The organism is Telluria sp. ZB4P36 (genome assembly GCF_059685865.1).
Map to the genome: position 1 here is coordinate 1 of NZ_JCASIE010000034.1, position 26,959 is coordinate 26,959.

A 26,959-nucleotide genomic window follows, 5' to 3' on the forward strand; every position below is an offset into this window, starting at 1 on the left:
AGGCACGTGCCTATCTCTTGCCGGAACGTCGAACGCGCTCCTATCCAAGAGTCGTCAAACAGCCCAGATCCAAGTTTCCAATGAAAAATGCCAGTCAGCTTAACTGACTGGCATTAGCCCGCAGGCGCCTTTACCGGCTTTGCCGGTGGCTTACAGGTGGTAGGCCGATTCGCCATGGCTGGTGATGTCCAGCCCTTCGCGCTCCTGCTCGGCAGGCACGCGCAGGCCGACCACCACGTCCACCAGCTTGAAGGCGATGAAGGCCACCAGCGCCGACCACACGATGGTGACGCCGACCGCCTCGGCCTGCACCAGCAGCTGGCTGGCGATCGAGTAGTCCGGCGAGGCCTTGTTGGCGACGTAGTCCCAGATGCCCTGCCCGCCCAGCTGCGGCGAAGCGAACACGCCGGTCAGCAGCGCGCCCAGGATGCCGCCCACGCCGTGCACGCCGAACACGTCGAGCGAGTCGTCGGCGCCCAGCAGGCGCTTCAGGCCGGTCACGCCCCACAGGCAGATCAGGCCGGCCAGCAGGCCCATCACCAGGCCGCCCATCGGGCCGACGAAGCCGGCGCCCGGGGTGATCGCCACCAGGCCCGACACCGCGCCGGAGACGGCGCCCAGCAGCGAGGGCTTGCCCTTGATGAGCCACTCGCCCAGCATCCACGACACGGCGGCCGCGGCGGTTGCCAGCAGGGTGTTGATGAAGGCCAGCGCGGCGATGTCGCCCGCTTCCAGCGCCGAGCCGGCGTTGAAGCCGAACCAGCCCACCCACAGCAGCGAGGCGCCGATCATGGTCATGGTCAGCGAGTGCGGCGCCATCGATTCGCGGCCCAGGCCGATACGCTTGCCGATCACGTAGGCGCCGACCAGGCCGGCCACCGCCGCGTTGATGTGCACCACGGTGCCGCCGGCGAAGTCGAGCGCGCCATGCCCCCACAGGAAGCCTGCGTTCGCGGTGACGGTCGCCAGGGTGGTGGCGTCTGAAATGGCATCAGGGCCGGCCCAGAACCAGACCATGTGGGCCACCGGCAGGTAGCCGAAGGTGAACCACAGCACGACGAACAGCAGCACGGCCGAGAAGCGGATGCGCTCGGCGAAGGCGCCGACGATCAGGGCGCAGGTGATGGCGGCGAAGGTGCCCTGGAAGGCGACGAAGATGAACTCGGGGATCATCGTCTCCTTGCTGAAGGTCGCGGCCTGGCTGAAGGTGCCGGCCGCCGCATCGTAGATGCCGTTCAGGAAGATGCGGTCGAAGCCGCCGATGAAGGCGCTGCCCTGGGTGAAGGCCAGCGAGTAGCCGTACAGGCACCACAGGACGATGACCACCGAGAAGACCATGAATACCTGCATCAGTACCGACAGCATGTTCTTGGCGCGTACCAGGCCGCCGTAGAACAGCGCCAGGCCGGGAATCGACATCATGATGACCAGGATCGTGGAAATGAACATCCACGCGGTATCGCCCTTGTTGATGCTGGGCGCTGCCAGCGCCGGCAGCGCCAGGCCGGCGGCGGCGAGACCGGCCAGGACTTTGAAGATGGTGTGCTTCATTGGTGTGCCCCTTTACAGTGCTTCGTTGCCGGTCTCGCCGGTACGGATACGGATGACCTGGTTGAGGTCGGCCACGAAAATCTTGCCGTCACCGATCTTGCCGGTGCGGGCCGCGCCCGAGATGGCATCGATGACCTGGTCGACCACGGCGTCGTCCACGGCGGCCTCGATCTTGATCTTCGGAAGGAAATCGACGACGTATTCCGCGCCGCGGTACAGCTCGGTATGGCCTTTCTGGCGGCCGAAGCCCTTCACTTCGGTCACGGTCATGCCCTTTACGTTGATCTCCGACAGCGCTTCACGGACTTCGTCCAGCTTGAAGGGCTTGATGATGGCGGTAATCATTTTCATGGTGGTGCCTCTTTACTCTTAGAAAGTTTTGGACAGGCTCAGCACGGCTGCCGACTTGCCCAGGTTCTCACCTTCCGGGCTGAGGTAGGCCTTGGTATTGCCCTTGATCCAGGCCAGCGACACGGTGGCGACGCCCAGGTCCTTGCTGAAGCCGACCTTGTAGTCGGTGTACGAGAAGGCGCCGTTGTTGTTCACTTCCTGGCGCCCCGCGTGCAGGTTCAGGATCAGGCCGTTGTAGACGTCGATGTCGGCGCCCAGGTCCAGGTAGCCGCTGCGCTTGCTGTTGGCGGTGCCGAACAGGTTGGTGGTCGAGTGCGAATACTTGACGTAGGCCGGACCGAAGCCCAGGCGTGCGTAGAGTTCGAAGGTGTTCGCACGTGGGTTCAGGTCGTTCGACGGGTACCAGTAGTACAGGCCGCCGACGTCGTAGCTTACGTTCTCGGTCAATTGACCGCGCTTGCCGCCGTAGACGTCCCATTCGATGTTGCCGTCGCCGCCGAGATCCTTGGTCCATTTGATGGTGGACAGCCAGGTGCCGACATACAGGCCGGATGGGCCGTGCACGTAGTCGACGCCGCCTTGCAGCGCCGGGTCCAGCCGGGTTTGCGACAGGCCGCGGTAACGGTAGTCGCTGGTAATGGCGGCGTTGTAGCTGATTTGATGCTCAGGAGCAGCTTCCTGCGCGAAGGCAGGCATCGACGAAAAGGCCAGTACGGCCAGGCTGATTGCTGCTTTGGTGTTGCACTTCATGACATTCCCCTTAATTTCAACGGCTGAACCGTGGCGCATACCGTTGCGGTTTACAATCTTGTTTGCTACACGCCTGACAACTCTTTAGCAGGATGCGTGCCAGCCCAAAAAGCGCCAGTGGGTGCACCGGAAGTGCTTGTTTTCTCAGCCATCCGCCCCATTTGCGATTCGAATAACCCGGCAAACCCGTGCGCCCGGCCTCGCGCCGCGGCGCCACGCACCAAAGCGGAGTGCCGCGCACCGTCGTGGTGCAGCGCGGCGACTGAAAGGAAACAGACATGAACAGCTTCTTCAACGACATCCAGGGCAAGATCAACCAGGCGCTGGAGAGCACGCCGGCCAAGGACATCGAGCGCAACGTCAAGGCGATGATGACCCAGGGTTTTTCCAAGCTCGACCTGGTCACCCGTGAAGAATTCGACATCCAGGCCCAGGTGCTGGCCAAGACCCGCGCCAAGCTCGAAGCCCTGGAACTGCGTGTGGTGGAGCTGGAAGCGCGCCTCGGCGCGCAGGCAGCCCCGGCCGCTTCCGCCAGCGCGTCCAGCGGGCCGATTCCCGGCGCCACGGATCCGGCCGCGCCGCACATCATCATCGACAAGCCTTGAACTGACGGCGCCATGCGTCGCAGGCCATGAACGCGATCGGCCAGCCGCCCGGCCTCCTCCCGCCGCAGGACGTCTCGCTCGACGTCCTGCGCGAGAAATACGCCAAGGGTGAAGAAACCGGCATCGCCGACGTACGCCGGCGCGTGGCGCGCGCCCTCGCGGCGCTCGAGCCGGAGCCAAGGCGTGCCGAACTCGAGCAGCGCTTCCTCTGGGCCCAGGAACAGGGCTTCGTCCCGGCCGGGCGCATCAACTCGGCCGCCGGTCTCGGCCTGCAGGCCACCCTCATCAACTGCTTCGTCCAGCCGGTGGGCGACTCCATCTCGGGCAGCGACGGCGGCCTGCCGGGCATCTATACCGCCCTGCTTGAGTCCGCCGAGACCATGCGCCGCGGCGGCGGCGTCGGCTACGACTTCAGCGCGATCCGCCCGATGGGCAGCAAGGTACGCGGCACCCGCTCGCGCGCTTCCGGCCCGGTCTCGTATATGGAGGTGTTCGACGCCTCCTGCCGTACCGTGGAGTCGGCCGGCGCCCGGCGCGGCGCCCAGATGGGCGTGCTGCGCATCGACCACCCCGACATCGAACGCTTCATCGCCGCCAAGGACGAAGGCGGACTCAGCAACTTCAACATCTCGGTCGGCGTGACCGACGACTTCATGCGCGCGGTCGAGGCCGACGCCATGTTCGACCTGGTGCACCGCGCGAAGCCGGGCGACGAGGATGCGGCCGGGGCTGTCCGCCGCGCGGACGGGCTCTGGGTCTACCGCCAGGTCCGGGCACGCGCACTGTGGGACAGGATCATCGCCTCGACCTACGATCATGCCGAGCCGGGCGTGCTGTTCGTCGACCGCATGAATGCCGAGAACAACCTCTGGTACGCGGAAGAGCTGCGCGCCACCAATCCCTGCGGCGAGCAGCCCCTGCCCGCCTATGGCTGCTGCGATCTCGGATCGGTGAACCTCACCGCTTTCGTGACCGATCCCTTCGGCGCCAGCCCCCAATTCGATTTCGAGCGCATGTGCGAGGTCGCCGCGGTCGGCGTGCGCATGCTCGACCTGGTGCTGGACGCCACCGAATGGCCGCTGCCGCAGCAGGCCGCCGAGTCCCGCGCCAAGCGCCGCATCGGCCTGGGCTTCCTGGGCTTGGGCAGCGCCCTCGTGATGCTGGGACTGCGCTACGATTCCGACGCGGGACGGGCCATGGCGGCGCGCATCGCCGAGACGCTGCGCGATGCGGCTTATGCCACCTCGGTCGAACTGGCGCGCGAAAAAGGCCCCTTCCCGCTGTTCGATGCGGACAAGTACCTGGACAGCCAGTTCGTGGCGCGCCTGCCGGACTGGCTGCGCGAGGCGATCCGCCACTACGGCATCCGCAACTCGCACCTGCTGTCGATCGCGCCGACCGGCACCATCTCCCTGGCCTTCGCCGACAATGCCTCGAACGGCATCGAACCGCCCTATGCCTGGACCTACCAGCGCAAGAAGCGCATGCCGGACGGCGCGATGCGCAGCTACGATGTCGAGGACCATGCCTGGCGGCTGTACCGTCACATGGGTCATGACACCGCGGCGCTGCCGCCTGCCTTCGTCACCGCGCTCGGGATGCGCGCGATCGAGCACCTGCGCATGGTGCAGGCGGTGCAGCCTTTCGTCGACACCGCGATCTCGAAGACCGTCAACGTGCCGGCCGATTATCCCTTCGACGACTTCCGCGACCTGTACAGCCAGGCCTGGCATGCGGGACTGAAGGGGCTGGCAACCTATCGGCCGAACACGGTGCTCGGCAGCGTGCTGTCCACCGACGGGGATCAGTCGTCGCTGCCGCCGGACGAGGACCCGCTGCGCAAGCGCTTCGAGCGGCGCCCGCTGGGCGAGCTGGAATCGGTGACCTCGAAGATCGAATACGCGACCCAGGAAGGCCGCAAGACCGCCTACCTCACCGTCAGCTTCATCCGCGCCGACGGCGTCCATGAGGGCCGTCCGGTGACGGTCGAGCGGCCCTTCGAATTCTTCATGCCCTCGAACCAGCGCACCGGCGGACAGCAATGGATCACCGCCTCGATGCGCCTGCTGTCGATGGTGGCGCGCGCCGGCGGCCCGATCGCGCGGGCGCTGGCCGACATGCGCGACGTCGTGTGGGAAAAAGGCCCGGTGCGTTGCGGCATGCTCACGCGCGAGGATGGCACCCAGGTGCCGGTGTACCACGACTCGGAAGTGGCGGCGATCGCCTTCATGCTGCAGCGCGTCCTGATCCGGCGCGGCTTCCTCGATGCCTGGGGCAACCAGGTGCCGGTGCCGGAGCTGGCCCACCGCTTTGCCACGCGCCCCGAGGGCGCGGCGCCCGAGGCCGAGCCCCAGCCGCCCACCGTGTCCGGCGCCCTGCCCACCGTCAGCGGCGCGAAGTGCCCGGAATGCGGCGCCCTGGCACTGCGCAAGGTCGACGGCTGCACCCGCTGCGACGAGTGCCACTATGTCGGAGAGTGCGGCTGAGGCATACTGCGCGGGTTGCCAACTCAGCCGACCCGCCATGCCCTATATTGCACTCAAGCACCTGCACATTACGTTTGCCCTCCTCAGCGGCCTGCTGTTCCTTCTGCGCGGCATCTGGATGCTGTCCGGCTCCCAGCGCCTGCAGCAGCGCTGGGTCAAGATCGTCCCCCACATCGTCGATACCGTGTTGCTCGCGAGCGCGGTGGGCCTGGCGCTGTGGAGCCGCCAGTACCCGGGCCAGTCGCCCTGGCTGACGGCCAAGCTCGTGGCGCTGGTAGCCTACATCGTGCTGGGCACGATCGCGCTCAAACGGGGACGCACGCGGGGCGTGCGCACCGCCGCCTTCGCGGGCGCATTGGCCTGCTTCGCCTACATCGTGTCGGTGGCGGTGACGAAAAATCCGCTGGTGCTGTTCTAGTCAGGTAGCCGCTCAATGCTCGCTGCCGGCGTAGATCCACATCGGCTCGGTCTTTCCGGCGCGCTCGAATCCCATTGCCTTGTAAAAGTCGATCGCGCCGCCGTCGGCAGTCAGCATCATCTGGTGGAAGCCGGCGTAGCGGTCCAGCATCGATTGCATCATCAGGCGGCCGACGCCTTTCCCCTGGTGCGCCGGATGCACCAGCATATGGGGAAAGTAGACGACCAGGTGCCCGTCCGATATCGCGTTCCCGAGCCCGACGAGTTCATCCCCGATGCGCGCGGTCACGAGCGCATGCGAGTTGCGAAGCGCCGCCATCAGCTGCGCCGGTTTGTCAGCCGAGGACCAGCCGTTCGCGCGATACAGCCGGATGACCTCTTCCTCTTCGAATTCGCCTGCCAGTGACACGTTGACGTTCATGTGATTCCTTGCGAGTCTGTGGAAGCAGCCCCGGGCCTTGCGGTCCGGGGCTGCCTGATGCCTGCTTCAGTCGACGCTGACCGTCTTGCGGTTGTCGCTCGACACGCGGTCGATCATCTTGTTGTAAGGATCGACGCCGACCTCGAAGGGCTTCTCCTTGACCGTCACCATCACGACCGGCTTGTCGCCCGTCAGGGCGCGCTTCTCCAGGTACAGGACCCGCTCATCCTTCTCCTTGGCGCCGTCGGCGCGCGCGAAGATGCCGATCTCCACCGGCTCGTCATAGGCGCGCGGCGTCTCCTTGCCATGGCCGTCGGCTTCCTGCTTCGCAAGGTGCAGCTTCATCGTCACGTCCCACTGCCCGTCGGGGCGCTTGACCGCTTTCGCCTCGGTGACGCGGTTATCGTAGAAGACGATTTTCTCGAACAGGTCGGCGATCAGGGCATGCTTGTCCGCAGGGGCCTCGGCACGGATGTAGTCGAGCAGCTCGCTGGAGGTCGTGAACGGCGACTCCTGGTAGCCCTTGTCCTGCAAGAAGCGCTTGAGTGCGCGGTTGACCGCCGCCTCGCCGATCTCGTCGCGCAGGCGGTAGAACACCAGGCTGCCCTTGCGGTAGTGGATATAGTCCTGGTTTTCCACGCGCACCAGGGGCAGCTCTTCGATCCGCTCGCCGCCGCGCGAACTGAGGTAGCGGTCGAGCTCATAGCGCAGGAAGCGGCGCATCTGGTGGCGTCCGTATTCCTTTTCCATCACCATCAGCGCCGAGTACTGCGACAGCGATTCGATCAGCATGGACGCGCCCTGCACGTTGGCGGCCGCCACCTGGTGGCCCCACCACTGGTGCGCCATTTCGTGGGCCGTCACGTAGAACACGTAGTCGATGGCTTCCTTGTCGCGCAGGTCGGCGATGAAGCCGATCGACTCCGAGAACGGGATGGTGTTGGCGAAGGACTGAGCGAAGCTCTGGTAGTTCGGGAACTCCAGGATGCGGACCTGCTTGTGCTGGTAGGGCGTGAACTCGGTCGTGAAATAGTCCAGCGACTTCTGCGTGGCCGTGATCATCCGGTCGACGTTGTAGGCGTGCTTGCGGTCGTGGTAGACCTCGATCGGGATGCCGCGCCAAGCGCCCTTCTTCAGCTGCCAGTCTGCCGAGAGGTAGGCGAAGAAGGGCATCATCTTCCGGTCCATCTTGTACTGGAAGTAGTTGCGGCCGTTTTCCGTCCACGACTTATGCAGGTAGCCCGGCGCCAGCGCCCTCTGGTCGCCGCTGGTCGAGACCGTGGTCTCGAAATTGATCCAGTCCGCCTCCGGTCCGAACATCGAGTGCTGACGGGCCGCGGTGTTCTCCAGCTTGGGCATGCGCTCTGGTTCGCCCAGGCCGCGCTTGCGGCGTTCGTTACGGTCGCGCAGTTCGGCATCCGGCTGGTAGCCGAGCTGCGGGAAGAAGGCGCGGTTGTTGAAGAACGTGCCGTTCAGGTTGACGACATCGGCCTCGCCACCGTTGGAGAAGCCCGGACGGCGCACGTCGACGGTGAACTCGAGCGGCAGGCGCGCGCCGGGCTGCATCGGCTGCGCCAGCTTCAGGATGCTGAAGCCGAACTCCTTGTCGTTGACTACCACCTGGTGCGGCGGCAGTTTGGTCCAGGTGGTCAGGACATCGGCATTGACCTGCAGCGGCAGGGTATCGAGCGGCTTGCCGGTCTTGTTCTCCAGGATGTAGCTGCCGCGGATCGTGACGCGGCGCTGCTCCGGATAGATATCGACGGCGGCGCGTACGTCGGTCAGCTTGGCGTGCGGGATGTCCTTGTACTTGCGGTAGGCCTTCTCGTAGCGCGCCTGCTTGTCCATGGCGGCGTCGCCGGCTTCGTATCTGGCCAGGACATTGGTGTTGTAGTAGATCCAGCCGCCGGTCGCGGCGAAGGCGGCGACAAATACCGCCAGCGCGACGCCGGAAGCGCCTTTCAGGCGGCGTCCCGCGTCGCGTACCCGGAGCGGCCATGCGAAGGACAGGCCGCGCACCCAGAAGGCCTGGGCAAGGATCAGCGCCGCGGCCATGAACAGGCTCCAGTACACGGCAAACCAGCTCCATCCTTCGAGGAAGTGGCCGAAGCCATTCATGTCCGAGTACGGGGTGCCCGGCAGGCCGGCGATGTTGTACAGGTTGTGGTTCAGGTGCAGGGTGGCCGCGACGATCTGCGACACCATGTAGATCACCATCAGCAGGTAGCCGATGAATTTATTGTTGGTCACGACCTGCAGGACCAGGGCGAGCAATCCCATCAGGATGAAAGGCAGGCCGGCGACCAGGATGCTCTTGAGGTAGACCATCGGCTCGACCGGCGCCCCGCCCCTGAACAGCTGCACCGCGATCGCCGCCAGCACGCCGGTGAACAGGAAGGCCAGCACGACGCCGGTCAGCGCCAGGCTCTTCGCGGCCAGCGGCGCCCAGTTCGGCACCGGCATGGCATCGGTGACGTCGGCGATCCTGGCCTGGCGCTCCTTGAAGATCAATTCGCCCGCATAGAAGGTGACGATGATGAGCAGCATGAAGGTGAAGCTGCCGTTCAGCAGCTCGACCATGAGGTGGGTCATCGGATAGACGCTGGTGCCGAAGATCTTGCCCATCTGGCTGGTGGTGCCGATGAAGTTGAGCACGCTGAACAGCAGCATGACGAGGAAAGGCACGCTCCTGAACACGGCGGCCGCGTCGAAGGCGAAGATGTGCCAGCACTGGATCCAGCGGGTGGACGCCCGGAAGCGCGGCTCGATGCGCGGCAGCTTGAGCTGCGCCGGCACTGGCGCGGCAGGGGCCAGCACCTTGGCCTTGCCGAACAGGCGCTTGCCGGTGCCGGCGCGCTGCGGCTTGAAGAGCAGCAGTGTCAGGCCGAACAGCACCAGCGCGACTGCGCTCCACAACAGCCGGTTGGCCAGCACGTAGCCCTTGATGTCCGGCAGGCCCGCGTTGCGTTCGGCGGCGGAGAAGTAGCGCGTGGCGCGCGACAGGGCACGGCCCCCGAAAGGATCGGACAGGACGGCGATCCATTCGTTGTCGATGTCGGAGGTGAAGTTACCGGCGACGATCCACAGGACGATGAAGGCCAGCACGCCCACATACACCAGCATGATCGAGCGCGTGGTCGCCGCCAGCAGCATCAGCAAGGCGCCGATCAGCAGCAGGTTGGGCAGCACCAGCACCGTGAGCCCCCAAACATAGGCAGCGCCCGGGAAGGGGCCGACCCGCTGGACGTCGACCCAGGGCATCAGGGGCCCGAGCATCATGCCGACGACGATGCCGGCGAAGATGACCAGGCAGGCCAGCAGGCCGGCGGCGAAGCGGCCGACCAGGTAGTCGCGCTTCTTCATGGGCGTGGCGAACAGCATGTCGGAGATGCCGACTTCGCTGTCGCGCAGCACCGTGCCGGCGATGAAGATGGTCACGACGAACATCGACATCAGGCTGAAGACGCCGAGCATCTGCGCGACCACGACCGGGGCATTGCGGTTGACGTTGCCGATGGCGCCGCCGACCTGGATCGCATCGGTGGTGGAGGCGCCGAAGGCCAGCGCGCCGAAGATCAGCGCGCTCACCCACAGGAGCGGCTGGCGCAGCTGGGTGGCCAGTTCGAACTTGAAGAATTCCCTCAACATGGCCGCTCCTTATGCTGCGACGGTCGGTGCGGCGCTGGCCGATGCTGCCGGCGCCTGGGCCGGCGCCGCGGCCGCGCGGCTGGCGTTGCGGATCTGGAGGAAATACACGTCCTCGAGGTCCGGTTCGACCGAGACGAAACCGCCGTCGGGCTGGGATTCGGCGAACACGTTGATCTGCGGCCGGCCCGCCACCAGGCGGGTGGACAGCACGTTGAAGCGGGCCTGGTAGTCCGCCAGCTCTTCCTGGCCGACGGTGCGGCGCCAGACACGGCTCCTGAGCGTGTCGATGGCCGCCTGCGGCTCGCCCTGCAGCAGCACCGTCCCCTTGGCGATCATGGCCATGCGCGGACACAGGTCGGTAACGTCCTCCACGATGTGGGTGGACAGGATCACGACTACTTGTTCTCCGATCTTGGCCAGCAGGTTCAGGAAGCGGTTGCGTTCATCCGGGTCGAGGCCGGCGGTAGGCTCGTCGACGATCACCAGGCGCGGCGCGCCGAGCAGCGCCTGGGCGATGCCGAAGCGCTGGCGCATGCCGCCCGAATAGGTGCCGAGCGCGCGCTTGCGCGCATCCCACAGGTTGGTCTGCTGCAGCAGCGCGTCGACGGCTTCCTTGCGCTCGCCCTTGCCGGTCAGGCCCTTGAGGACGGCGAAATGGGTCAGCAGGCGTTCGGCACTGACCTTCTGGTAGACGCCGAAGTCCTGGGGCAGGTAGCCGAGCTGGCGGCGCAGCCCTTCCTTGTCCTTCAGGACGTCGAGGCCGTTGAAATGGATGCTTCCGCTATCGGGATCCTGCAGCGTCGCGATGGTGCGCATCAGCGAGGACTTGCCGGCGCCATTCGGGCCGAGCAGCCCGAACATGCCGTTCGGGATCTCGAGGCTGACATCGTTGATGGCCTTGACGCCATTGGCGTAGGTCTTGTTGAGCTGCTTGATCGATAGCATCTGCGGTTTCTCCAGGATCTGTTGTTGGGAGCAAGGCAAGTATTGCCGTGCAGATAATGTACAGATAATGAACAGCAATGCCAGGTTTTTTGCGACCGGCGGTGGGAATCCGGGAATGAACGACGTATTTTCGTCATACGCGCGCAGGGAAAAGCGGCTTTGATCCAGGGTGCATGGATGCCGTCTTGTCGCAAACCGGCGATAATCTTCACTTACCCATACGGCACACAATCACATGAACGATTTCGACAGCGTTCCGCTGGAATTTTTCCAGGACTACCCGGAACCGGGCGTCAGTTTCATCGACGTCGGCTGCATCTTCGATACGCCTGAACACTGGCGCCTCGCCATCGACACCCTGCACGCGAAGACCGAGGACCTGCACTTCGACTTCATCCTTGCCATGGACGCGCGCGGATTCATGATCGCCGGCGCCCTCGCCTACGAGCGCAAGGTCGGCTTTGCCATGGCGCGCAAGGCAGGCAAATTGCCCGGCAAGGCGATCAGCATCGATTACCGGCGTGAATACGGCAGCGCGACCATCGAAATCCAGCCGGAACGCATCAAGGGCCGGCGCGTGCTGATCGTCGATGACGTGCTGGCCACCGGCGGCACCATCGAAGCGGCAGCTTCCCTGCTCCGCCAGCTGGGGAAGGAGGTGGTCGGCGCGGCGGCCCTGTTCGACATCGCCTTCTTCAAGGACAAGCGCGCGCTGACGATGCCGGTGGTGAGCCTGCGCGAGGTCTGAGGACCTGACATGGCGCGGGCTTGGGTACGCTCAACAAGCGAATTCGAGGCCGGTGCCACCATCCTGCGAGTCCTCACTCGCCAGGAAGCCCATGAGCCTTGCCGTCCTCCGAAGCCGCGCACTCGCCGGGATGGATGCGCCCGCCGTCAGCGTCGAAGTCCACCTGGCCAACGGCCTGCCCGGCATGACCATCGTCGGCCTCCCCGATGCCGAAGTGCGTGAAGCCAAGGACCGCGTGCGCGCGGCGCTGCAGAATTCGGGCTTCACGATTCCGCCGCGCCGCATCACGGTCAACCTGGCGCCGGCCGACCTGCCGAAGGAGTCCGGCCGCTTCGATCTGCCGATCGCGCTCGGCATCCTGGCGGCTTCGCAGCAGATCGGGGGCGAGCAGCTGGGGCGCTTCGAATTCGCCGGCGAGCTGTCGCTGTCGGGCGAACTGCGGCCCATCCGCGGCGCGCTGGCGATGACCTTCGCGATGCACCGCCACCACGAAGGCGGCGCGCCTGCCTTCATCCTGCCGCTGGCGAACGCCGACGAGGCGGCGCTGGTGACCGATGCCGCCATCTACCCGGCGCGTACCCTGCTCGAGGTGTGCGCCCACTTCGCGCCTGGAACAGTCAATGCGAAATTGGCGCGCCACCGGGGCCAGGCCCTGGAGGGCATGCCCGACTATCCGGACTTCTCCGAAGTGAAGGGACAGCAGACGGCCAAGCGCGCGCTGGAGGTGGCCGCTGCGGGCACGCATTCGATCCTGCTGGTGGGGCCGCCGGGCGCGGGCAAGAGCATGCTGGCCTCGCGCTTTCCCGGCCTGCTGCCGCCGATGAGCGAGGACGAGGCGCTGGAGTCGGCCGCGGTGCAGTCGATCGCCGGCAGCTTTTCCGCGCGGCGCTGGCGCCGGCGTCCGTTCCGCAGCCCGCACCACACCAGCTCGGGCGTGGCCCTGATCGGCGGCGGCAATCCGCCGCGTCCCGGCGAGGTATCGCTGGCGCACCATGGGGTCCTGTTCCTGGACGAGCTGCCGGAGTTCGACCGGCGCGTGCTGGAGGTGCTGCGCGAGCCGCTCGAGTCGGGCCGGATCACGATCTCGCGCGCGGCGCACCAGGCCGACTTCCCGGCGCGCTTCCAGCTGGTGGCGGCGATGAACCCCTGCCCTTGCGGCTGGCTCGGCCATGCCTCCGGCAAATGCCGCTGCACAACCGAGTCCGCGCAGCGCTACCAGGGCCGCATCTCCGGACCGCTGCTCGACCGCATCGACATCCAGCTGGCGGTGGCGGCCATGCCGGCCGACAGCATCGGCGCCCAGGCCGAGGGCGAAACCAGCGCCGCGATCGCGGCACGTGTCGCGCAGGCCCATGCGCTGCAGCTGGCCCGCCAGGGCAAGCCGAACCAGGGCCTGGCGCCGCGTGAGATCGACCGCTACTGCCGCCCGGATGCGGCCGGCGAGCGCCTGCTGCGCGCCGCGATGCAGCAGCTGCACTGGTCGGCGCGCGCCTATCACCGCGTGCTCAAGGTGGCGCGCACGGTGGCCGACCTGGACGGCGCGGCAGCCGTCCAGGCACAGCATGTGGCCGAGGCAGTCCAGTACCGGCGTGCGCTACGCGAGCATTGACGCCGACGTGCGCTGCATGGCGGCATTCACCGGTCGCGCGCGGCGCCGCACTGCAAGCATGCCTGCCAGGCCGATACCGAGGCTGAGCAGCGTAGCCGGCTCAGGAATAGGTGCCTCTTGCAAGCCGCCGAGACGCGCCTGGCGCACGTCCACAACATTGAAAGGGCTCAGAAACGCCAGGTCCCTCAGCAGGGTGTCGCCGGTGGCATCGACCCGCAAGAAATTATTGCCGTTCCTGAGTTCAAAGTCATACTGCGCGATTTCCCCGTCGAATGCGGACACTGTGACGTCGGCAAAGCGCGGCGGATTGCCGCCTACAGGGTCCATTCGGAAATTCAGGTAGAGCGAGGTAAATGCACTATCCTGGACACTGACGCCGAGCCGCATGAGGCCGCCGTCGACCGCGCTCACCTGGGGTGCAATCCCTGGAACTGGCGGAGCTGCTGGAACGTCCCGAGCGACCAGCTGTTCGTCACTGGTGAAGTTGACCAGATATCGGTCGCTTGCGGGACCGACTGTGCCGGTAACCGTGGTCGACGGCCCCCGTTGGCTTTGAGGCGTATTGAACCGCACAACGGCGGTATTGCTAGGGTCTTGCACTTTCGTAATAATGATGCCGGCGGATGCGGCCTGCACCACACTAATCGACAGAAAGAAACCGCTTGTAGCTTGCTTGAGCATGCCGAATATACAATTCTTCATATTTCCCCACATAGTTTGGACATCGGGATCGACCAAGCGCGGGACCAGTCCCGCGCCGGCTACAAAGGTATTGCCATACAGCTACAACTAAAAAGCAGTTTAAGTGCGCAACACGAAGTCAGCGGTCGTTAGCATAAGTACATCGGCAATTCCTTGTAGCACGATTGATCCGCCACCAACGATGTTGATTCGCACGTCTGCGCCCAGGTCCGTGAAGCTCACGTTCGAGGCAAAGTTGGCCTCGGTAATGCCGAGCGCAGAAAGATCGATGCGGTCCTGACCACCGTCCGGGTTGGCGTCGAAACCAGAAATAGTATCGGCGCCAAACGCCCGGAAACTTATCACAAACACATCAGAACCATTGCCTCCCTGGAGGATATCGTTGCCGGCGCCGCCGTCGATACGATCGTTGCCATCCATGCCACGGATGACGTCGTTTCCGATGCCGCCAACGATAGTGTTGTCGAGCGCGTTGCCGGTCACTGTGGTAGCCGCGGCGCCGGCATGCAAAAGGTTCTCCACATTGGCGCTCAGCGTGTACTGGACCGCAGTTGAGTGGACAGTGTCGGTACCCTCGCCGTCCGCTTCCTGGACCACGTCGGACGCATGGTTGACCTTGTAGACGTCGTTGCCCTTGCCGCCGATGAGCGTGTCGTTGCCGAGGCCGCCATCGAGCTCGTCGTTGCCGTCACCGCCGGCGATCCGGTTGGCGAGGGTATTGCCGGTGCCAACGAAGTTGCCCGTGCCGGTGAAGACCAGGTTGTCGACATTGTTGCCTAGGGTGTAGGACAGGGCGGACGACTTGACGGTGTCCAGGCCCGCCCCGGCTGCCTCCACGATCACGTCGGTGCTCACGTCCACGATGTAGGTGTCATCGCCGCCACCGCCTACGAGCCGGTCGGTTCCCCCCTTGCCGTCGAGCGTGTCGGCGCCAGTTCCACCGGTAATGGTGTTGGCCAGCGCATTGCCCTCGCCCAGGAAGGCGAGGTTACCGGTATAGGTCAGGTTCTCGACGTGGTCGACCAGCGTATAGCTGGTCACGCTGGTCCTGATCAGGTCGGTGCCGCCATCGGCCAGTTCCACCACGGCGTCGAGGGACTGGTCGACGATGTAGGTATCGTTGCCCGCGCCGCCGGCCATGCGGTCGATGCCTGCGGCGCCATCGAGCAGGTCGGCGCCAATCCCACCGTCGATCCTGTTGTTCTGCGTATTGCCGGTGCCGGTAAAATTACGGGTGCCGGTGTAGACGAGGTTTTCCAGGTCGGCGGCAAGCACGTAGTTGGCCAGGGTGGTACGAACAGTATCGTCGCCCTCGCCCAACAGCTCGACGATGACGTCGCCCACGTTGTCCACGGTGTAGACATCGTCGCCATTGCTGCCGGTCATGCGGTCCACGCCCACACCGCCGTCGAGCTGGTCATTGCCAGTACCTCCGAGCAGGACATCATCGCCGGTGCCGCCGGCAAGCTGGTCGTTGCCGGCCGCGCCGCGCAGCTCATCATTGCCGGCGCCGCCGTCGAGGATGTCGTTGCCTGCGCCGGCCACGATCAGGTTGGCAATGTTATTGCCGGTAGCGGTAAAGTTTCCGTTGCCGGTGTAGTTCAGGGTCTCGACGTTGTTTGCGAGTATGTAGTTTGCAATGCTGGCGTTGACGGTGTCATTGCCCGCGCCAAGGGCTTCAAGTACGAGGTCACCAGCGTCCGAGACGACATAGGTGTCGTTGCCGCTGTTGCCTTCCATCCGGTCGATACCCGCGCCACCGTCGAGCATGTCGTTGCCATTGCCGCCGAGTAGCGTGTTGGCTGCCGAGTTGCCCTGCCCCGTGAAGTCGCCGGTACCGATGAAGCCCAGGTGTTCGACGTTGCCCAGCTCGTCCAGTGCGAAATTCGTGAGCGTCGTGTCGATCCTGTCCACGCCGCCGCCGGGCAGCTCGGTCACCACGTCGCCTGTGTTATCCACGGTGTAGACGTCGTTGCCGGCTCCGCCGACCATCTCGTCGGCCCCCGCGCCGCCATTGAGCGTGTCGTTCTGCCCCAGGCCCAGCAGCCGGTCGTTGTTGATCGTGCCGACCAGCGCATTGGCCAGGTTATCCCCCGTGACCAGGTCGCCGATGCCCCTGGTCGCCGCCGAGATCACGGTGCGCGCGATGCCGGCGCTGTCGGTGAAGCTTGCGACCACGCGCAGGTTCATGCCCACCTGGGCGTCGGTCGGCGTGAAGCTGGCGCCGGTCGCACCGGGAATATTCGCAAACGCGCCGCCGTTGGCGATCTGCCACTGGTAGCGGATGGCGGACTCGGGGATGCCGCTGAACAGCGCGATCGTGCCCGGCAGCGCCTGCAGCAGCTGGCCTTCGAGCGGCGTGCTGTCGCTGATCACCGGCTCGCCGGTCAGGTTGACCAGGTGGTCCGAGAACTGCAGCATTTCGACGTTGCGGATCTTGTCGGTGCCATCGGCCTGGGTACCGCGCAGGTGGGCGACGGTCCAGGTGCCGTCCGGATTGCGGGTCAGGTCGTAATTCTCGTACAGGTCGGCATAGACCGCGGTATCGGCATCGCTCTTGGCGGCCGGGTCGGTGATGATTTCGCGGATGATCCGCAGCTGGCCGGGATTGATGGTCCCGTTCAGCATGTCGGTCTTGATCGCGTCGATACTGTCGACCGACCGGATCTCGATGTCCGGGTTGTCGCGGTCGCGTACGCTGACGCGCACGTTCAGCCAGGCGTCGCCGTCGATCAGGTCGTCGCCGGCCTTGCCGATGAAACGGTCGCTGCCATTGCCGCCGATCAGGATGTCGGCGCCATTGCTCGGGTCAAACACCACCGCCTTGCCGTCGGCCACGGCCGCCACGCCGAGCAGTTCCTGCAGCCCGGCGATCAAGGGCACATCCTTCTGCAGCAGCTTGCTGTCCGCCAGCGGACCGTTCAGTATGCCGCCCACCTCGCCCGAGGCCCCGGTCGGTCGGACCGTCCCGGTCAGCACGTCGTCGTACTTCCATCCCGACAGCGCCTCGACCGAATCGAAGCGGTCGCGCAGGATGAACTGGTCCTGCTGGGTGAAGATGGCGATCCCGAGATCGGAGTTGGCGGCCACCGGGTCGCCCTTGTGGATGGCCCAGTCGAAGCCCAGCATGCCGTTGCTGCGCTGGATGCCGGTGCCCTGGACCATGATGTCGTTGCCCGACTCGCCGTCGTAGTCGGTGTCGTTGCCCTGCCCGTTCAGCACGTCGTGTCCGATGATGTCGCTGTTGAAGAACAGCTGCGAGTTCTCGCCCGACACGTTGTCGAAGCCTTCGCCGCCCTCGATCCAGTCGTCGCCCTCGTTGCCCATCAGGACATCCGAGCCATTGCCGCCCAGGAGGAAGTCATTGCCCTCGCCGGCGAACACTTCGGTAAAGTCGGGGCCGACGATGACGAAGTCCTGGCCGGTGCCGCCGAACACGAGGTCGTTGCCGGCGCCGTTGCTGATGACGTCGTTGCCGGCGTCGCCGCGCAGGAAGTCGGCTGCGCCCGTCGGGGTGCCGTGGTCGGTGATGATGTCGTCGCCGTCGCCGCCGTGGACCTGGTCGGCTTCGTCGCCGCCGTCCAGGAGGTCGTTGCCGCCATCGCCCCACAGCGTGTCCATGCCGCGCCCGCCCTTGATGGTGTCGTTGCCCTGGGTGCCGCCCAGCACCACGTGGTCCGGGCCGTCATAGGCATAGATGAGCACGCCGCCGTCGGCATGGCCGTCGCCGTTGACGTCGGCGCCCGGGGCTTTACGCGTCACCAGCGAAGTGAAGGCGTTCAGGATATCGTCCTTGCGGACCGGATCGCCGTTCTTGATGCTGCTTCCCTGCACGGCGATACCGGTGCGCTGCTTGGACTGGTCCATCTCGAGGATATAGCTCGGCGTGCTGAACAGCAGCGCCGGCAAGTGGGTACTGCTGTCCGCGTCGCCCAGGTCGCTGTTACGCATGACCATCGTGGAGAACAGGTTTTCTTCCAGCTGGTTGAGCAGGTTCAGGCCCTGGGTGCGGCTCAGGTAATAGAAGCGGTCGCCGTTCTGTAGTTTCTCCATCTGCACTTCGAACACGAAGTTGAAGGTGGGCGCCAGCATGCCCCCGAATTCCAGCTTGGCTTCCGCCAGGCCGCCGATCCAGAAGTCCACGTCATTCAGGCCGGTTTCCACGCCTTCCCATATGCCGGTGCCGTTGAGGAAGTCGAGCCGGTCTTCGGGCGCCTTCTCGACCTCCGCGTCGCCCTTGATGTCCATGTCATTCATCACCAGCAGCGTGGCGGCCGCGCGCTTGCCGGCCAGCGTGGTCTCGGCCGTGATGCTGTCGTGCTTGCCGTACGAGGCGATGAAGTTGATGATGGACGCGGGATTCTTCAGGTGCGGGGCGAAGTCTGCCCAGCTGGTATACGGCTTGAGCTGGGCGTCGCCCGTCATTTCATAGAACGCGGCGCGCGCCTCATTGAAGCTCGGCTCGCCGGTGTCGCGGCCGCGCGCGATGTTCAGCGCCGCCAGGTCGAGCGGCAGGCCTACCAGGTTGTTGCGCAGCGCACCGGTGACGAACTCGTCGATTTCACTGCCGACCTGGCGCGACATGCCTCGGATGATATTGGCAATCGCTTCCGACTCGCCCTCCTTGCCGCCCGCCGTGTTGAATGCGACCGGATTGAGGAAGGCCTGGATCAGGCCGATGTCCTTGTTGTTGAGGTCGCCGTCGAGCCGGGCCACGGTCTCGGTCAGCATCGAGTGTCCGAAGCGGTAGACCACGTTCGCGAACTCTTCCATGATGGCCGGATTGATGTCGGCCGAATGCGAGAAGATGAAGGGGTCGATGCCCGGCTGCACGGCGCGGGCAAATTCCTCGAATACCAGGTGCTGGTACTCCATCTCGTTGACGAAGCGTCCTGCCTGGAACAGGCGCCCACCGTCCCACTGCAGCGCATCGATCGCGGCCTGGCTGGTGGGGAAGGCGCCGACGTCCTGCGCCAGCCATTCATTGAGCAGGGCCAGGTCGCCGCTGGCGAGGATGGTCTGCTTGTACTGCTCCACCAGGCGGTTGTGCTCCGAATGGAAGACGGAGTGGATGGCGGTCAGGCCGATGTTTTCGTTGCCGCGGCCGTCGCCGGTGGCGAAGTGACGGTCCAGCAGCTCGTTGTCGTAGGTGCCGCGCGGAGCGGGCGCGGAAGCACTGCCGGCGACGGTGTCGTCGTCCGGCCGGAGCGGCAGCTCCACCGTGCTTGGGTTATGGTCGTCCGGCATCATTCCTGGTGCAGCCGAGTGCGCTACGTCGATCAGGAATGCGTGGCCGCTCGGGACCACGTTCGCAGGGATCGCCACACCGAGCCCCCCGTTTGCTGCCGGGTCGCCTTCGATCAGCTTCTGCTGGCCGTTTTCGATGACCACCAGCTGCGCAAAGCCCTTGGCCCCACGGATAAAGTTACCGTAGGGATCAGTTGCCAGCAGTGGGACATTGAACACATGGTCGTCGGTCAACTGGATGCCGAGCTTGGCCGCGGCCTGGGCCTTGACCTCGCCCCAGTTGCCTTCGCCATACGCGCCCGACAGCAGCTTGCCGGTCGAGACCGGTTTCCCGTCGACCATCGCATATTCGCGCAGGAACACCTGGTGCGACGGATGTGAGGTATAGGTCTGGTTCTGGTCAACGAAGGGCGTGGTTGAATTGGTATGCCCGACCGTGTCGTCGGCCGTCCCCATCTGGCCGTCGGGGCCCGGCAGCGGCGTATTCGCGGCGCGCGAGAGCACCATGAAATTGGTATGGCTGTTCGGGTTGTACAGCGGATCATCGGGCTTGAGCGGCATGAAGACGGTGCCCCCGCCCTTCGAGATCAGGTCCAGTCCGTGGTCGAAGAACTGGCCGAACAGGGCCATGACCCCGTTGAATGGGGGGGACAGGCCGATGTCGGGCGACAGGTTCGGAATGTAGAGGGTACCGTTGTCGCGCACGACGGTATCCTGGCCGGGATAGGTGCTCTCCGCCGCGCGGTCCTCGGCCGCGATGAGCGCCGCGGGATTATTGTCGCTCTGGTCGACGATCAGGTTGCTGATCATGCGCGGCGTGGAGTCGAACACAACGTTGCCCGGCGCGTTCTGGGCGTAGCTGGTGACGGGGCCTGCCTGGCTGTCCTGCGGACCATAGAAGTACCGGGGCTTGGCCTCGGCGGTCGCGAAGTCGGCCGGCACCAGCCGCGGCATGATCTGGCCGGATGCGCCCGAATACTCCATGCCAGGCAGCAGGTTGTTCCACGATCCGTCCACCGTGCGCAAGCCATAGGGAAGCAATGCGCTTCCTACCAGGCTTGGCAGGTTCTGCATCTGGCCGGTGGATGGGTTGACGCTCGCTTCCGCAATCTTGATCTGCTTGAGTATGAAATTCAGGTCATCCAGCGTGACATTGAAACCATACTGTGGGTTCGAGCTCGGCATGATTCGCACTCCCTAGTGTTGTATGTCGCGCCGTTCCGGGCGGCGTAGACTTGTTGGAATATTTTTGGGGACAAACGCGCCCCTTCGCGATCGCGAATCCTTGTTTGCTTCTGGAGCGGGCAGGCGCAAGGGAGCCGTCACCAGTCGGGCCGGCGGGCGGACAGCCTTGTGGGTCAAGTCGTGCTATACGCCGGGTGAGGCGCGGTGCCAGATGAAGAACATGGGCTGCTCTCAGGTCAGGTTATCGATGGCCAGGACAACCTGGGCCGCTGAACTTTGGTTCGGCATCATCAGCCACCGTTCCCGATCCACGTTCCCCAGGCGCAGCGCGCCCGTGTGGTTGGCGATATCGCTGTCGGCCACCGGATCGGTATCGTAGAAACCGAGTTTTCGCCGCACCATGTCGATATCGGCAGGCAGCCCGGTCAGGAAGGACCAGCCGGGGGCGACATCGAACTGCCGGGCATAGGCCGCCAGGGCCGCCGGAGAATCGAGTTCGGGGCGCAGGGTCAGCGAATACAGGTGCACGTCACGGCCGCTGCGCCCAGCCAGGCGTGCCTGCACTTCGCGCAGGCGGGCGATGTTGCTTGGGCAGATGCGCGTGCAGACCGTGTACATCATGTTGATGACGACGATCTTCCCCTTGAGCAGATCGGAGTAGAAGCGCACCCGTTTGCCGGTCTGGTCGATCAGCACCGGGTCCGGAAAATACGGGTGCGCATGCTGCTTGCGCTCGACGGCGGCATGCAGGCGCTCGCTCGCGCCGAACACGGCTCCGCCGAGGACCGACAATATCAATCGCCTTTCCATGGTTCCCTCCCTATTCGTGTTTTTGTGCGGCCGGCTCAATCCTCGACGTCGAAGCGCAGCATCATCGCGTGGTCTTCGTGGATAGTGTTATGGCAGTGCATCATGTATTTGCCCAGGAAGTCCCGGAACTGAATGAATATCCTGGTGGTCTCGCCTGGATTCAGGACGAAGACATCCTTGCGGCCGGCCTCGTGCGGCGGTGGCGGCCGCCCGTTGCGCGACAGGATGCGCCCCTCTTCCATGTGGATATGGATGGGGTGGTGCCAGCTGCCCTTGCCTTCGAGGGTCCAGATTTCCGCGTCGCCGCGCTTGACCTTGAAGATCGGGCTTTCCATGTCAAAGGTCTTGCCGTTGATGAGCCAGACACCGTTGAACTTTTCGAATTCGAAATGCCGTCTCTTGCGCACCGATGCCAGGTCGATCGGCGGCAGCGCCCTCAGGAGCGGCGGCACCCGGCTATTGTCGGGCGCCGTGCGGTCGACGTTGAAACGCATGATGGCGGTACCGTTCGTGCTGAGGTAAGACTCGGGACCCCGCCCCTTGTCCTGGACGATCCGGTCGATCAGGAACAGCTCGTCGCCCACTGCCGCTTTCGAGAAATCGACGATGATGTCGATGCGCTCGGCCGGCGCGATGCGGAACGAGCTCATGGTGACCGCGCTTGGCAGCAGGTTGCCGTCGTTGGCGATCACCTGGAACGGCAGGTCGGCGCCCTTGTGCCTGACGGACAGGTGATAGAAACGCGCGACGCTGCCATTCAGCACCCGGAACCGGTATTTCCGCTTTGCGACCTTGAAAAACGGCTGGATTTTCCCGTTGAGGGCTATTTTATTTCCCAGAAATCCATCGGTATCGAATTGATCGAACACCAGCAGGCCGCTCGCATCGAATTTCGGGTTCTGGATAATCAGTGGAATATCATAGACGCCGACGCCGCCGGGCAATCGCAATGCCGCCGGATCAGGATCATCTTCGTTTCCGGAATCGACGCGGTCGAACATCAGATAAAAGCCGGCCAGGCCTTTATACACATTCGCAGCGGTAAAATGTTCCCGATGGTCGTGATACCATAAGGTTCCCAAGCCCTCGCGCCAATCGCCATCCGTGTCCGGCCATTTATCGTAACCGGCATAGCAATTCGGATAATGGCAGTCGTAGAACTTGCCCGGTCGCGTGAGCGTTGGTCCGGCCTTGGTAGGGCTGAAATAATTCCCGGCAAAGCCATCGCTTTCGGATGCGGCATGGCCGTTATGAAGATGCGTCGATATTTCGGGCGAGCCGAAGCTGTTGACGTCGGGCTGCAGCAGGTTCACATAGCGCACGACCACCGGCTCGCCCTCGCGTGCGACGATGGTCGGTCCGGGCAGCACGCCGTCGTAGCCCCAGATTGTCTGCCAGGGCAGATGCGGATGGAACTTGTGGAGCGCCTGTTTTACCTCGATGACGTAGGTCTTCCGGGGAGGCCAGTGATCCCATCCCTGATGCGGGCCACGGCCCGCTTCTTCCGCATGCGCATATTCCTGCGGTGGGGGATCCACCGAGACCGCGGGCGGTTTCGGAAAAAGCATCGGCAGGGCCTCGAGATACGGTACGGTCGTCGGCGGCCGGATATCTCCTCCGCTGGCGTCGATCGCATGGGAAGCCAATAGGCCGGATACTCCAGCCGCCGTACCCAGCTTGAAGAGCTCGCGTTTCTTAGGGGCGAGCACGCCCCTGTCTAATGACTCTTTCATTACCCCACCCCATTACTCTTATCGATTTTTTCTTATTATTAAGTCATTGAATTATTTCTTATAGAAACGCATCTCCCAAGCATTCATGCTTGAAACCACGTCTCTTCTCTGCTTGTTAAAACGTAGTTACATAATAACGCCCGTTCCCAAGGGCCCGCAAAATTTTTTCTTGGGCTGTTGTTCAATATTCACGTTGCACCAATAGAATTCATTGCATATCCGCGTCAGATAGGAATATTTGTGAATATCATGAGCTTCGTAAATATTTTCTATTCGAATCTTTCAAGTGGCCAAATGCCGATAATGACCGGATCTGCTCGATAATATGTAGGCGAAACAGAACTGCGCAGTGCTGCTATCATTCCACCATGCGCAAAAATTTCTTACCGACTATATTTATCCTGGCCCTGACAGCCCTGCTTGCTGCATGCAATCCTTCTTATAACTGGCGCGACCACATGAGCAGCACCGGCATGTTCCGGGTCCTGTTCCCGGCAAAGCCGTCGACGCACACCCGCACCGTTGACCTGGGTGGCATGAAGGTCGACATGACGATGACGGCGGCCGAAGTGGAAGGTACGACCTTCGCCGTCGGCACAGCGGTGGCGCCCGATGCGACGCTGGCCCAGGCCAGCCTGCCTGCGATGCGCCATGCGCTGCTGCGCAATATCGGGGCTGGCGAGAGTGCGGCTCACAAGGATGGCGCCGTCGACGAAGCCGCGCCCGGCAGCGCCGCGCTGGAAGTCGACGCGGTCGGCAAGGGCAACGGCCGCCCGGTGCGCCTGGTGGGACGCTTCCTTGCCAAAGGCACCCGCATGTACCAGGTGATCGTGGTGGGCACGCCGGGCGCGATGCCGCCCGAGCACACCGAGCAGTTCCTGTCCTCGTTCAAGCCGCAATGATGGCGGAGACTGTCCCGGCCCTGCGCACGAGCGGCCTGTCCAAGTCCTTCGGCCGCCCGGCAGTCGACGGCCTGGACCTGCTGGTGCGCCGCGGCGAACTGTATGCCCTGCTCGGCCCCAACGGCGCCGGCAAGACCACGACGCTGCGCATGGTGACCGGGCTGGTGGCGCCGGATGCGGGCCGCATCGAGGTGCTCGGGGTCGACCTGGCGCAGGCGCCGCTCGAGGCCAAGCGCAAGCTGGCCTACCTGCCGGACGACCCCATGTTGTACGGGAAGCTCAAGCCCCCCGAATACCTCGAGTTCGTGGCCGGCCTGTGGGGCGTGGATGCGCGCGAGGCCGAGGCGCGTGCACGCACACTGCTGGACTGGCTCGATCTCAGCCCGCATGCGCACGAACTGACGGAAGGCTTCTCGCGCGGGATGAAGCAGAAGCTGGCATTGGCCGGTGCGCTGATCCACGAGCCCGAGCTGCTGATCCTCGACGAGCCGCTGACCGGACTCGATGCGGCCGCCGCACGCCAGGTCAAGGACCTGCTGCTGTCGCACGTCGCCAAGGGCGGCACCGTGATCCTCACCACCCACATCCTCGAAGTGGCGGAACGCCTGGCCCAGCGCATCGGGATCATCCGAGAGGGCCGCCTGATCGCGGAGGGTACCCTGGCCGAGCTGCGTGAACGCACCAGCGGCGCGAGCCTCGAGGACGTGTTCCTGCAGCTGACCGCGCAGCCATGAGCCTTCGTCCCGGCAGCATCCGCTGGCTGTTCCGGCACGAGCTGCGGCTGCTGTGGTACAGCGCGGGCTCCGGCAAGGCCGGGAAAGCGCAGCGGCGTCCAGGCATGGCCGGGCTGGCGGTCATTGGACTGGTGTGGCTGGCGCTGCATGCGGTGGCCTTCCATGTGGTCTCGCGTACGGCCGGCATCGATGCGCGCGACCCGCGGGTGCTGGTCGCACTGAGCGCGCTGCTGTTCGGCTGCATGACCTTCATGCTGTCCAGCGCCCTGAAATCCAGTGTGCTGGTGCTGTTCGAACGCGGCGACCTCGACCTGCTGCTATCCTCTCCCCTGCCCTCGCACAGCATCTTCACGGTGCGCCTTGCCACGGTGGCCGCGGGCACGGCCGCCCTCTACCTGTTCTTCCTGGCGCCCTTCGCGCACGCGGGCGCGCTGCTCGGCCAGATGCGCTGGCTTGCGGTCTATCCCGTCCTGCTGGGGACGGCGACAATCATCGCCTGCGCTGCGATGCTGATGACGCTCGGCCTGGTGCGGCTGATCGGCGCGCGGCGTACCCGCATCGTCGCGCAGGTGATCGGCGCCCTGGCCGGCGCGCTGATCTTCATCCTGTCCCAGCTGTTCGCGCAGTTCTCGTCCTCGATGGAGGCGCGCGCGGCCGCGGCCTTCGCACGCGCCTTCGCCGCGGATGGACCGCTCGGCGCGGAAAGTCCGGTCTGGCTGCCGGGCCGCGCGCTGCTGGGTGAACCGCTGCCGGTGCTCGGTTTCGTCGCGGCGGCGGCCTGCGCCTTCGTGTTCACTGCCGGGCGCACGCATCGCTTCTTCGTCCATGGCCTGCAGCAGGCGGCATCGTCGAGCAGGACGGCGCGCCGTCCCGCCGGCGGCGTGCCTTACCGCTTCGGGCGCAGCCTGTTCGCGACGGTGCTGGTCAAGGAGTGGCGCCTGATCATCCGCGACCCGCAGCTCATCTCGCAGGTGGCGCTGCAGCTGATCTACCTGCTGCCGCTGTTTTTCATCGTCTTCAAGCGCAGCGAGGTGCAACTGCCCGCGCTCGCCGCCGGGCTGACGCTGCTTTGCAGCTCCTTGACGGCTTCGCTGGCCTGGATTGTCGTGTCGGCGGAGGATGCACCGGACCTGCTGCGCCTGGCGCCGGCGCCGCAGCGCGTGGTCCGGATGGCCAAGCTTGCCGCGGCAGTATTCCCGCCGCTGGCCCTGGTGCTGCTTCCCCTCGCCTGGCTGGCCGGGCGCGCACCGCTTGCCGGCCTGGTCGCAAGCTTCGCGGTGACCGGCGCAGTGTGCGCAGCCGCGGTCATCGTGCACTGGTGCGGGCGCCCGGGCTCGCGCAGCGATTACCTGGCCCGTGGCAAGGGCGACTTCCTCACCTCGATCCTCCAGATGTTCAACAGCCTGTCCTGGGGTGGATTGGGCTGGTGTCTTGCATCGATCACGGCAGGCGGATCCTCGGAGAAGATCGTGGTCGGTGCCTCGTTCGCTGCGATCGCCGTGCTGGTCACACTCGGCGCGTCCTGGTTCTTGCGCCGGCCGCAGCATTGAAGTGCGTGCGCGGGATGAAAGCATTGCCAAGTCGTGTTATCGTTTAATCACTAACAAATCAATGGGCACAGCTATGTTGATTACATTCAAATGCAAATCCTATCCAGAGGTCCTGATGTACCAGGAACATGCCAAGCGCATCCTGGACCTTCTGCACAAGGATTCGGAGCGCGGTGTCATCACCGCGGAAGAGGCGCCGCGTGCGGTCAGGCTGCTCGAGGGCGAGATCGAAGAGAGTCGCAAGCACCAGGTCTCGGAACAGGTGGAGCGTGACGTGCATGCGCATCACGGTGAAGTCGAAGATAACGAACATGAGCCGATCGAGGTCGTGACCTTTTCGACGCGCGCCTATCCGCTCCTGGAAATGCTGCGTTCGGCACGGGACCAGAAGACCGACGTGCTGTGGGGAGTCTGAGCGACCAGCTCGACAGGAACAAGCGGGCGCGCCCTAATGCCAGTCAGTTAAGCTGACTGGCATTTTTCATTGGAAACTTGGATCTGGGCTGTTTGACGACTCTTGGATAGGAGCGCGTTCGACGTTCCGGCAAGAGATAGGCACGTGCCT

At 64.7% G+C, this 26,959-nt stretch carries 18 protein-coding genes and 1 pseudogene; 9 read left to right on the forward strand and 10 right to left on the reverse strand.

The window, feature by feature from the left end; genetic code table 11:
* Positions 1-150 precede the first annotated feature (150 nt).
* The 3 genes from amt to AC56LK_RS24545 are packed head-to-tail and all read right to left on the reverse strand — an operon-like array spanning position 151 to position 2,652.
* On the reverse strand, positions 151-1,551 hold the full coding sequence (amt, locus tag AC56LK_RS24535) for an ammonium transporter (protein WP_497187064.1): 1,401 nt from the start codon (positions 1,549-1,551) through the stop codon (positions 151-153).
* Between the two features lie 12 nt (positions 1,552-1,563).
* Positions 1,564-1,902: a P-II family nitrogen regulator gene (gene glnK / locus AC56LK_RS24540; protein ID WP_497187065.1), complete on the reverse strand. Its 339-nt coding sequence runs from the start codon at positions 1,900-1,902 to the stop codon at positions 1,564-1,566.
* 18 nt (positions 1,903-1,920) lie between these two features.
* On the reverse strand, positions 1,921-2,652 hold the full coding sequence (locus AC56LK_RS24545) for a TorF family putative porin (RefSeq protein WP_497187066.1): 732 nt from the start codon (positions 2,650-2,652) through the stop codon (positions 1,921-1,923).
* Between the two features lie 278 nt (positions 2,653-2,930).
* On the opposite strand from AC56LK_RS24545, the pseudogene AC56LK_RS24550 reads away from it, so the two are divergent.
* The 3 genes and pseudogenes from AC56LK_RS24550 to AC56LK_RS24560 all read left to right on the forward strand — a co-directional run.
* Positions 2,931-3,155, forward strand: a pseudogene (locus tag AC56LK_RS24550) (accessory factor UbiK family protein); the annotation flags it as partial.
* A 128-nt stretch (positions 3,156-3,283) separates the two neighbouring features.
* Entirely contained in the window at positions 3,284-5,743 is a 2,460-nt protein-coding gene (locus AC56LK_RS24555) for an adenosylcobalamin-dependent ribonucleoside-diphosphate reductase (RefSeq protein ID WP_497187067.1), read from the forward strand.
* Between the two features lie 37 nt (positions 5,744-5,780).
* Entirely contained in the window at positions 5,781-6,161 is a 381-nt protein-coding gene (locus tag AC56LK_RS24560; RefSeq protein ID WP_497187068.1) for a SirB2 family protein, read from the forward strand.
* 12 nt (positions 6,162-6,173) lie between these two features.
* On the opposite strand, the gene AC56LK_RS24565 is transcribed toward AC56LK_RS24560, so the two are convergent.
* The 3 genes from AC56LK_RS24565 to AC56LK_RS24575 form a co-directional block, all read right to left on the reverse strand.
* Positions 6,174-6,581 (reverse strand): GNAT family N-acetyltransferase, encoded by a 408-nt coding sequence (locus AC56LK_RS24565; protein WP_497187069.1) that lies wholly within the window; start codon positions 6,579-6,581, stop codon positions 6,174-6,176.
* Between the two features lie 66 nt (positions 6,582-6,647).
* Entirely contained in the window at positions 6,648-10,229 is a 3,582-nt protein-coding gene (locus AC56LK_RS24570; protein ID WP_497187070.1) for an ABC transporter permease/M1 family aminopeptidase, read from the reverse strand.
* A 9-nt stretch (positions 10,230-10,238) separates the two neighbouring features.
* A complete protein-coding gene (locus AC56LK_RS24575; RefSeq protein WP_497187071.1) occupies positions 10,239-11,174 on the reverse strand; it encodes an ABC transporter ATP-binding protein in 936 nt (311 codons plus the stop codon).
* Between the two features lie 235 nt (positions 11,175-11,409).
* On the opposite strand from AC56LK_RS24575, the gene AC56LK_RS24580 reads away from it, so the two are divergent.
* A complete protein-coding gene (locus tag AC56LK_RS24580; RefSeq protein WP_497187072.1) occupies positions 11,410-11,922 on the forward strand; it encodes an adenine phosphoribosyltransferase in 513 nt (170 codons plus the stop codon).
* 91 nt (positions 11,923-12,013) lie between these two features.
* A complete protein-coding gene (locus AC56LK_RS24585) occupies positions 12,014-13,531 on the forward strand; it encodes a YifB family Mg chelatase-like AAA ATPase (protein WP_497187073.1) in 1,518 nt (505 codons plus the stop codon).
* On the opposite strand, the gene AC56LK_RS24590 is transcribed toward AC56LK_RS24585, so the two are convergent.
* From AC56LK_RS24590 to AC56LK_RS24605, 4 genes are all read right to left on the reverse strand, one after another.
* Positions 13,517-14,212, reverse strand: a complete 696-nt coding sequence (locus AC56LK_RS24590; RefSeq protein WP_497187074.1) for a PEP-CTERM sorting domain-containing protein — start codon at positions 14,210-14,212, stop codon at positions 13,517-13,519. The two genes, AC56LK_RS24585 and AC56LK_RS24590, sit on opposite strands and share 15 nt — an antisense overlap.
* A 120-nt stretch (positions 14,213-14,332) precedes the next feature.
* Complete coding sequence (locus tag AC56LK_RS24595; protein WP_497187075.1) at positions 14,333-20,665, reverse strand: peroxidase family protein; 6,333 nt, start codon at positions 20,663-20,665, stop codon at positions 14,333-14,335.
* 231 nt (positions 20,666-20,896) lie between these two features.
* The gene (locus AC56LK_RS24600; RefSeq protein WP_497187076.1) at positions 20,897-21,475 is read right to left on the reverse strand and encodes an SCO family protein; all 579 of its coding nucleotides are present in this window, start codon (positions 21,473-21,475) and stop codon (positions 20,897-20,899) included.
* A 35-nt stretch (positions 21,476-21,510) separates the two neighbouring features.
* Entirely contained in the window at positions 21,511-23,208 is a 1,698-nt protein-coding gene (locus AC56LK_RS24605) for a multicopper oxidase family protein (protein ID WP_497187077.1), read from the reverse strand.
* A 458-nt stretch (positions 23,209-23,666) separates the two neighbouring features.
* Between AC56LK_RS24605 and AC56LK_RS24610 the strand changes: the two genes are divergently transcribed.
* The 4 genes from AC56LK_RS24610 to AC56LK_RS24625 all read left to right on the forward strand — a co-directional run bounded on the left by AC56LK_RS24610 (position 23,667) and on the right by AC56LK_RS24625 (position 26,809).
* Complete coding sequence (locus AC56LK_RS24610) at positions 23,667-24,110, forward strand: hypothetical protein (protein ID WP_497187078.1); 444 nt, start codon at positions 23,667-23,669, stop codon at positions 24,108-24,110.
* A complete protein-coding gene (locus AC56LK_RS24615; RefSeq protein ID WP_497187079.1) occupies positions 24,110-24,844 on the forward strand; it encodes an ABC transporter ATP-binding protein in 735 nt (244 codons plus the stop codon). The genes AC56LK_RS24610 and AC56LK_RS24615 overlap by 1 nt, the downstream gene beginning before the upstream one ends.
* Positions 24,841-26,394 (forward strand): putative ABC transporter permease subunit, encoded by a 1,554-nt coding sequence (locus AC56LK_RS24620; protein WP_497187080.1) that lies wholly within the window; start codon positions 24,841-24,843, stop codon positions 26,392-26,394. Before AC56LK_RS24615 ends, AC56LK_RS24620 begins: the two co-directional genes overlap by 4 nt.
* Before the next feature lie 73 nt (positions 26,395-26,467).
* Positions 26,468-26,809 (forward strand): DUF1840 domain-containing protein, encoded by a 342-nt coding sequence (locus tag AC56LK_RS24625; RefSeq protein ID WP_436107618.1) that lies wholly within the window; start codon positions 26,468-26,470, stop codon positions 26,807-26,809.
* The last annotated feature ends 150 nt before the right edge of the window (positions 26,810-26,959 follow it).

Bases quoted from the DNA above. Each gene is read 5' to 3' on its own strand.
- AC56LK_RS24605 (WP_497187077.1), bottom strand. From the start codon at position 23,208: ATGAAAGAGTCATTAGACAGGGGCGTGCTCGCCCCTAAGAAACGCGAG.
- AC56LK_RS24565 (WP_497187069.1), bottom strand. From the start codon at position 6,581: ATGAACGTCAACGTGTCACTGGCAGGCGAATTCGAAGAGGAAGAGGTC.
- AC56LK_RS24585 (WP_497187073.1), top strand. From the start codon at position 12,014: ATGAGCCTTGCCGTCCTCCGAAGCCGCGCACTCGCCGGGATGGATGCG.
- AC56LK_RS24555 (WP_497187067.1), top strand. From the start codon at position 3,284: ATGAACGCGATCGGCCAGCCGCCCGGCCTCCTCCCGCCGCAGGACGTC.
- AC56LK_RS24620 (WP_497187080.1), top strand. From the start codon at position 24,841: ATGAGCCTTCGTCCCGGCAGCATCCGCTGGCTGTTCCGGCACGAGCTG.
- AC56LK_RS24575 (WP_497187071.1), bottom strand. From the start codon at position 11,174: ATGCTATCGATCAAGCAGCTCAACAAGACCTACGCCAATGGCGTCAAG.
- amt (WP_497187064.1), bottom strand. From the start codon at position 1,551: ATGAAGCACACCATCTTCAAAGTCCTGGCCGGTCTCGCCGCCGCCGGC.
- AC56LK_RS24595 (WP_497187075.1), bottom strand. From the start codon at position 20,665: ATGCCGAGCTCGAACCCACAGTATGGTTTCAATGTCACGCTGGATGAC.
- AC56LK_RS24560 (WP_497187068.1), top strand. From the start codon at position 5,781: ATGCCCTATATTGCACTCAAGCACCTGCACATTACGTTTGCCCTCCTC.
- AC56LK_RS24590 (WP_497187074.1), bottom strand. From the start codon at position 14,212: ATGCTCAAGCAAGCTACAAGCGGTTTCTTTCTGTCGATTAGTGTGGTG.
- AC56LK_RS24545 (WP_497187066.1), bottom strand. From the start codon at position 2,652: ATGAAGTGCAACACCAAAGCAGCAATCAGCCTGGCCGTACTGGCCTTT.
- glnK (WP_497187065.1), bottom strand. From the start codon at position 1,902: ATGAAAATGATTACCGCCATCATCAAGCCCTTCAAGCTGGACGAAGTC.
- AC56LK_RS24610 (WP_497187078.1), top strand. From the start codon at position 23,667: ATGAGCAGCACCGGCATGTTCCGGGTCCTGTTCCCGGCAAAGCCGTCG.
- AC56LK_RS24570 (WP_497187070.1), bottom strand. From the start codon at position 10,229: ATGTTGAGGGAATTCTTCAAGTTCGAACTGGCCACCCAGCTGCGCCAG.
- AC56LK_RS24615 (WP_497187079.1), top strand. From the start codon at position 24,110: ATGGCGGAGACTGTCCCGGCCCTGCGCACGAGCGGCCTGTCCAAGTCC.
- AC56LK_RS24600 (WP_497187076.1), bottom strand. From the start codon at position 21,475: ATGGAAAGGCGATTGATATTGTCGGTCCTCGGCGGAGCCGTGTTCGGC.
- AC56LK_RS24580 (WP_497187072.1), top strand. From the start codon at position 11,410: ATGAACGATTTCGACAGCGTTCCGCTGGAATTTTTCCAGGACTACCCG.
- AC56LK_RS24625 (WP_436107618.1), top strand. From the start codon at position 26,468: ATGTTGATTACATTCAAATGCAAATCCTATCCAGAGGTCCTGATGTAC.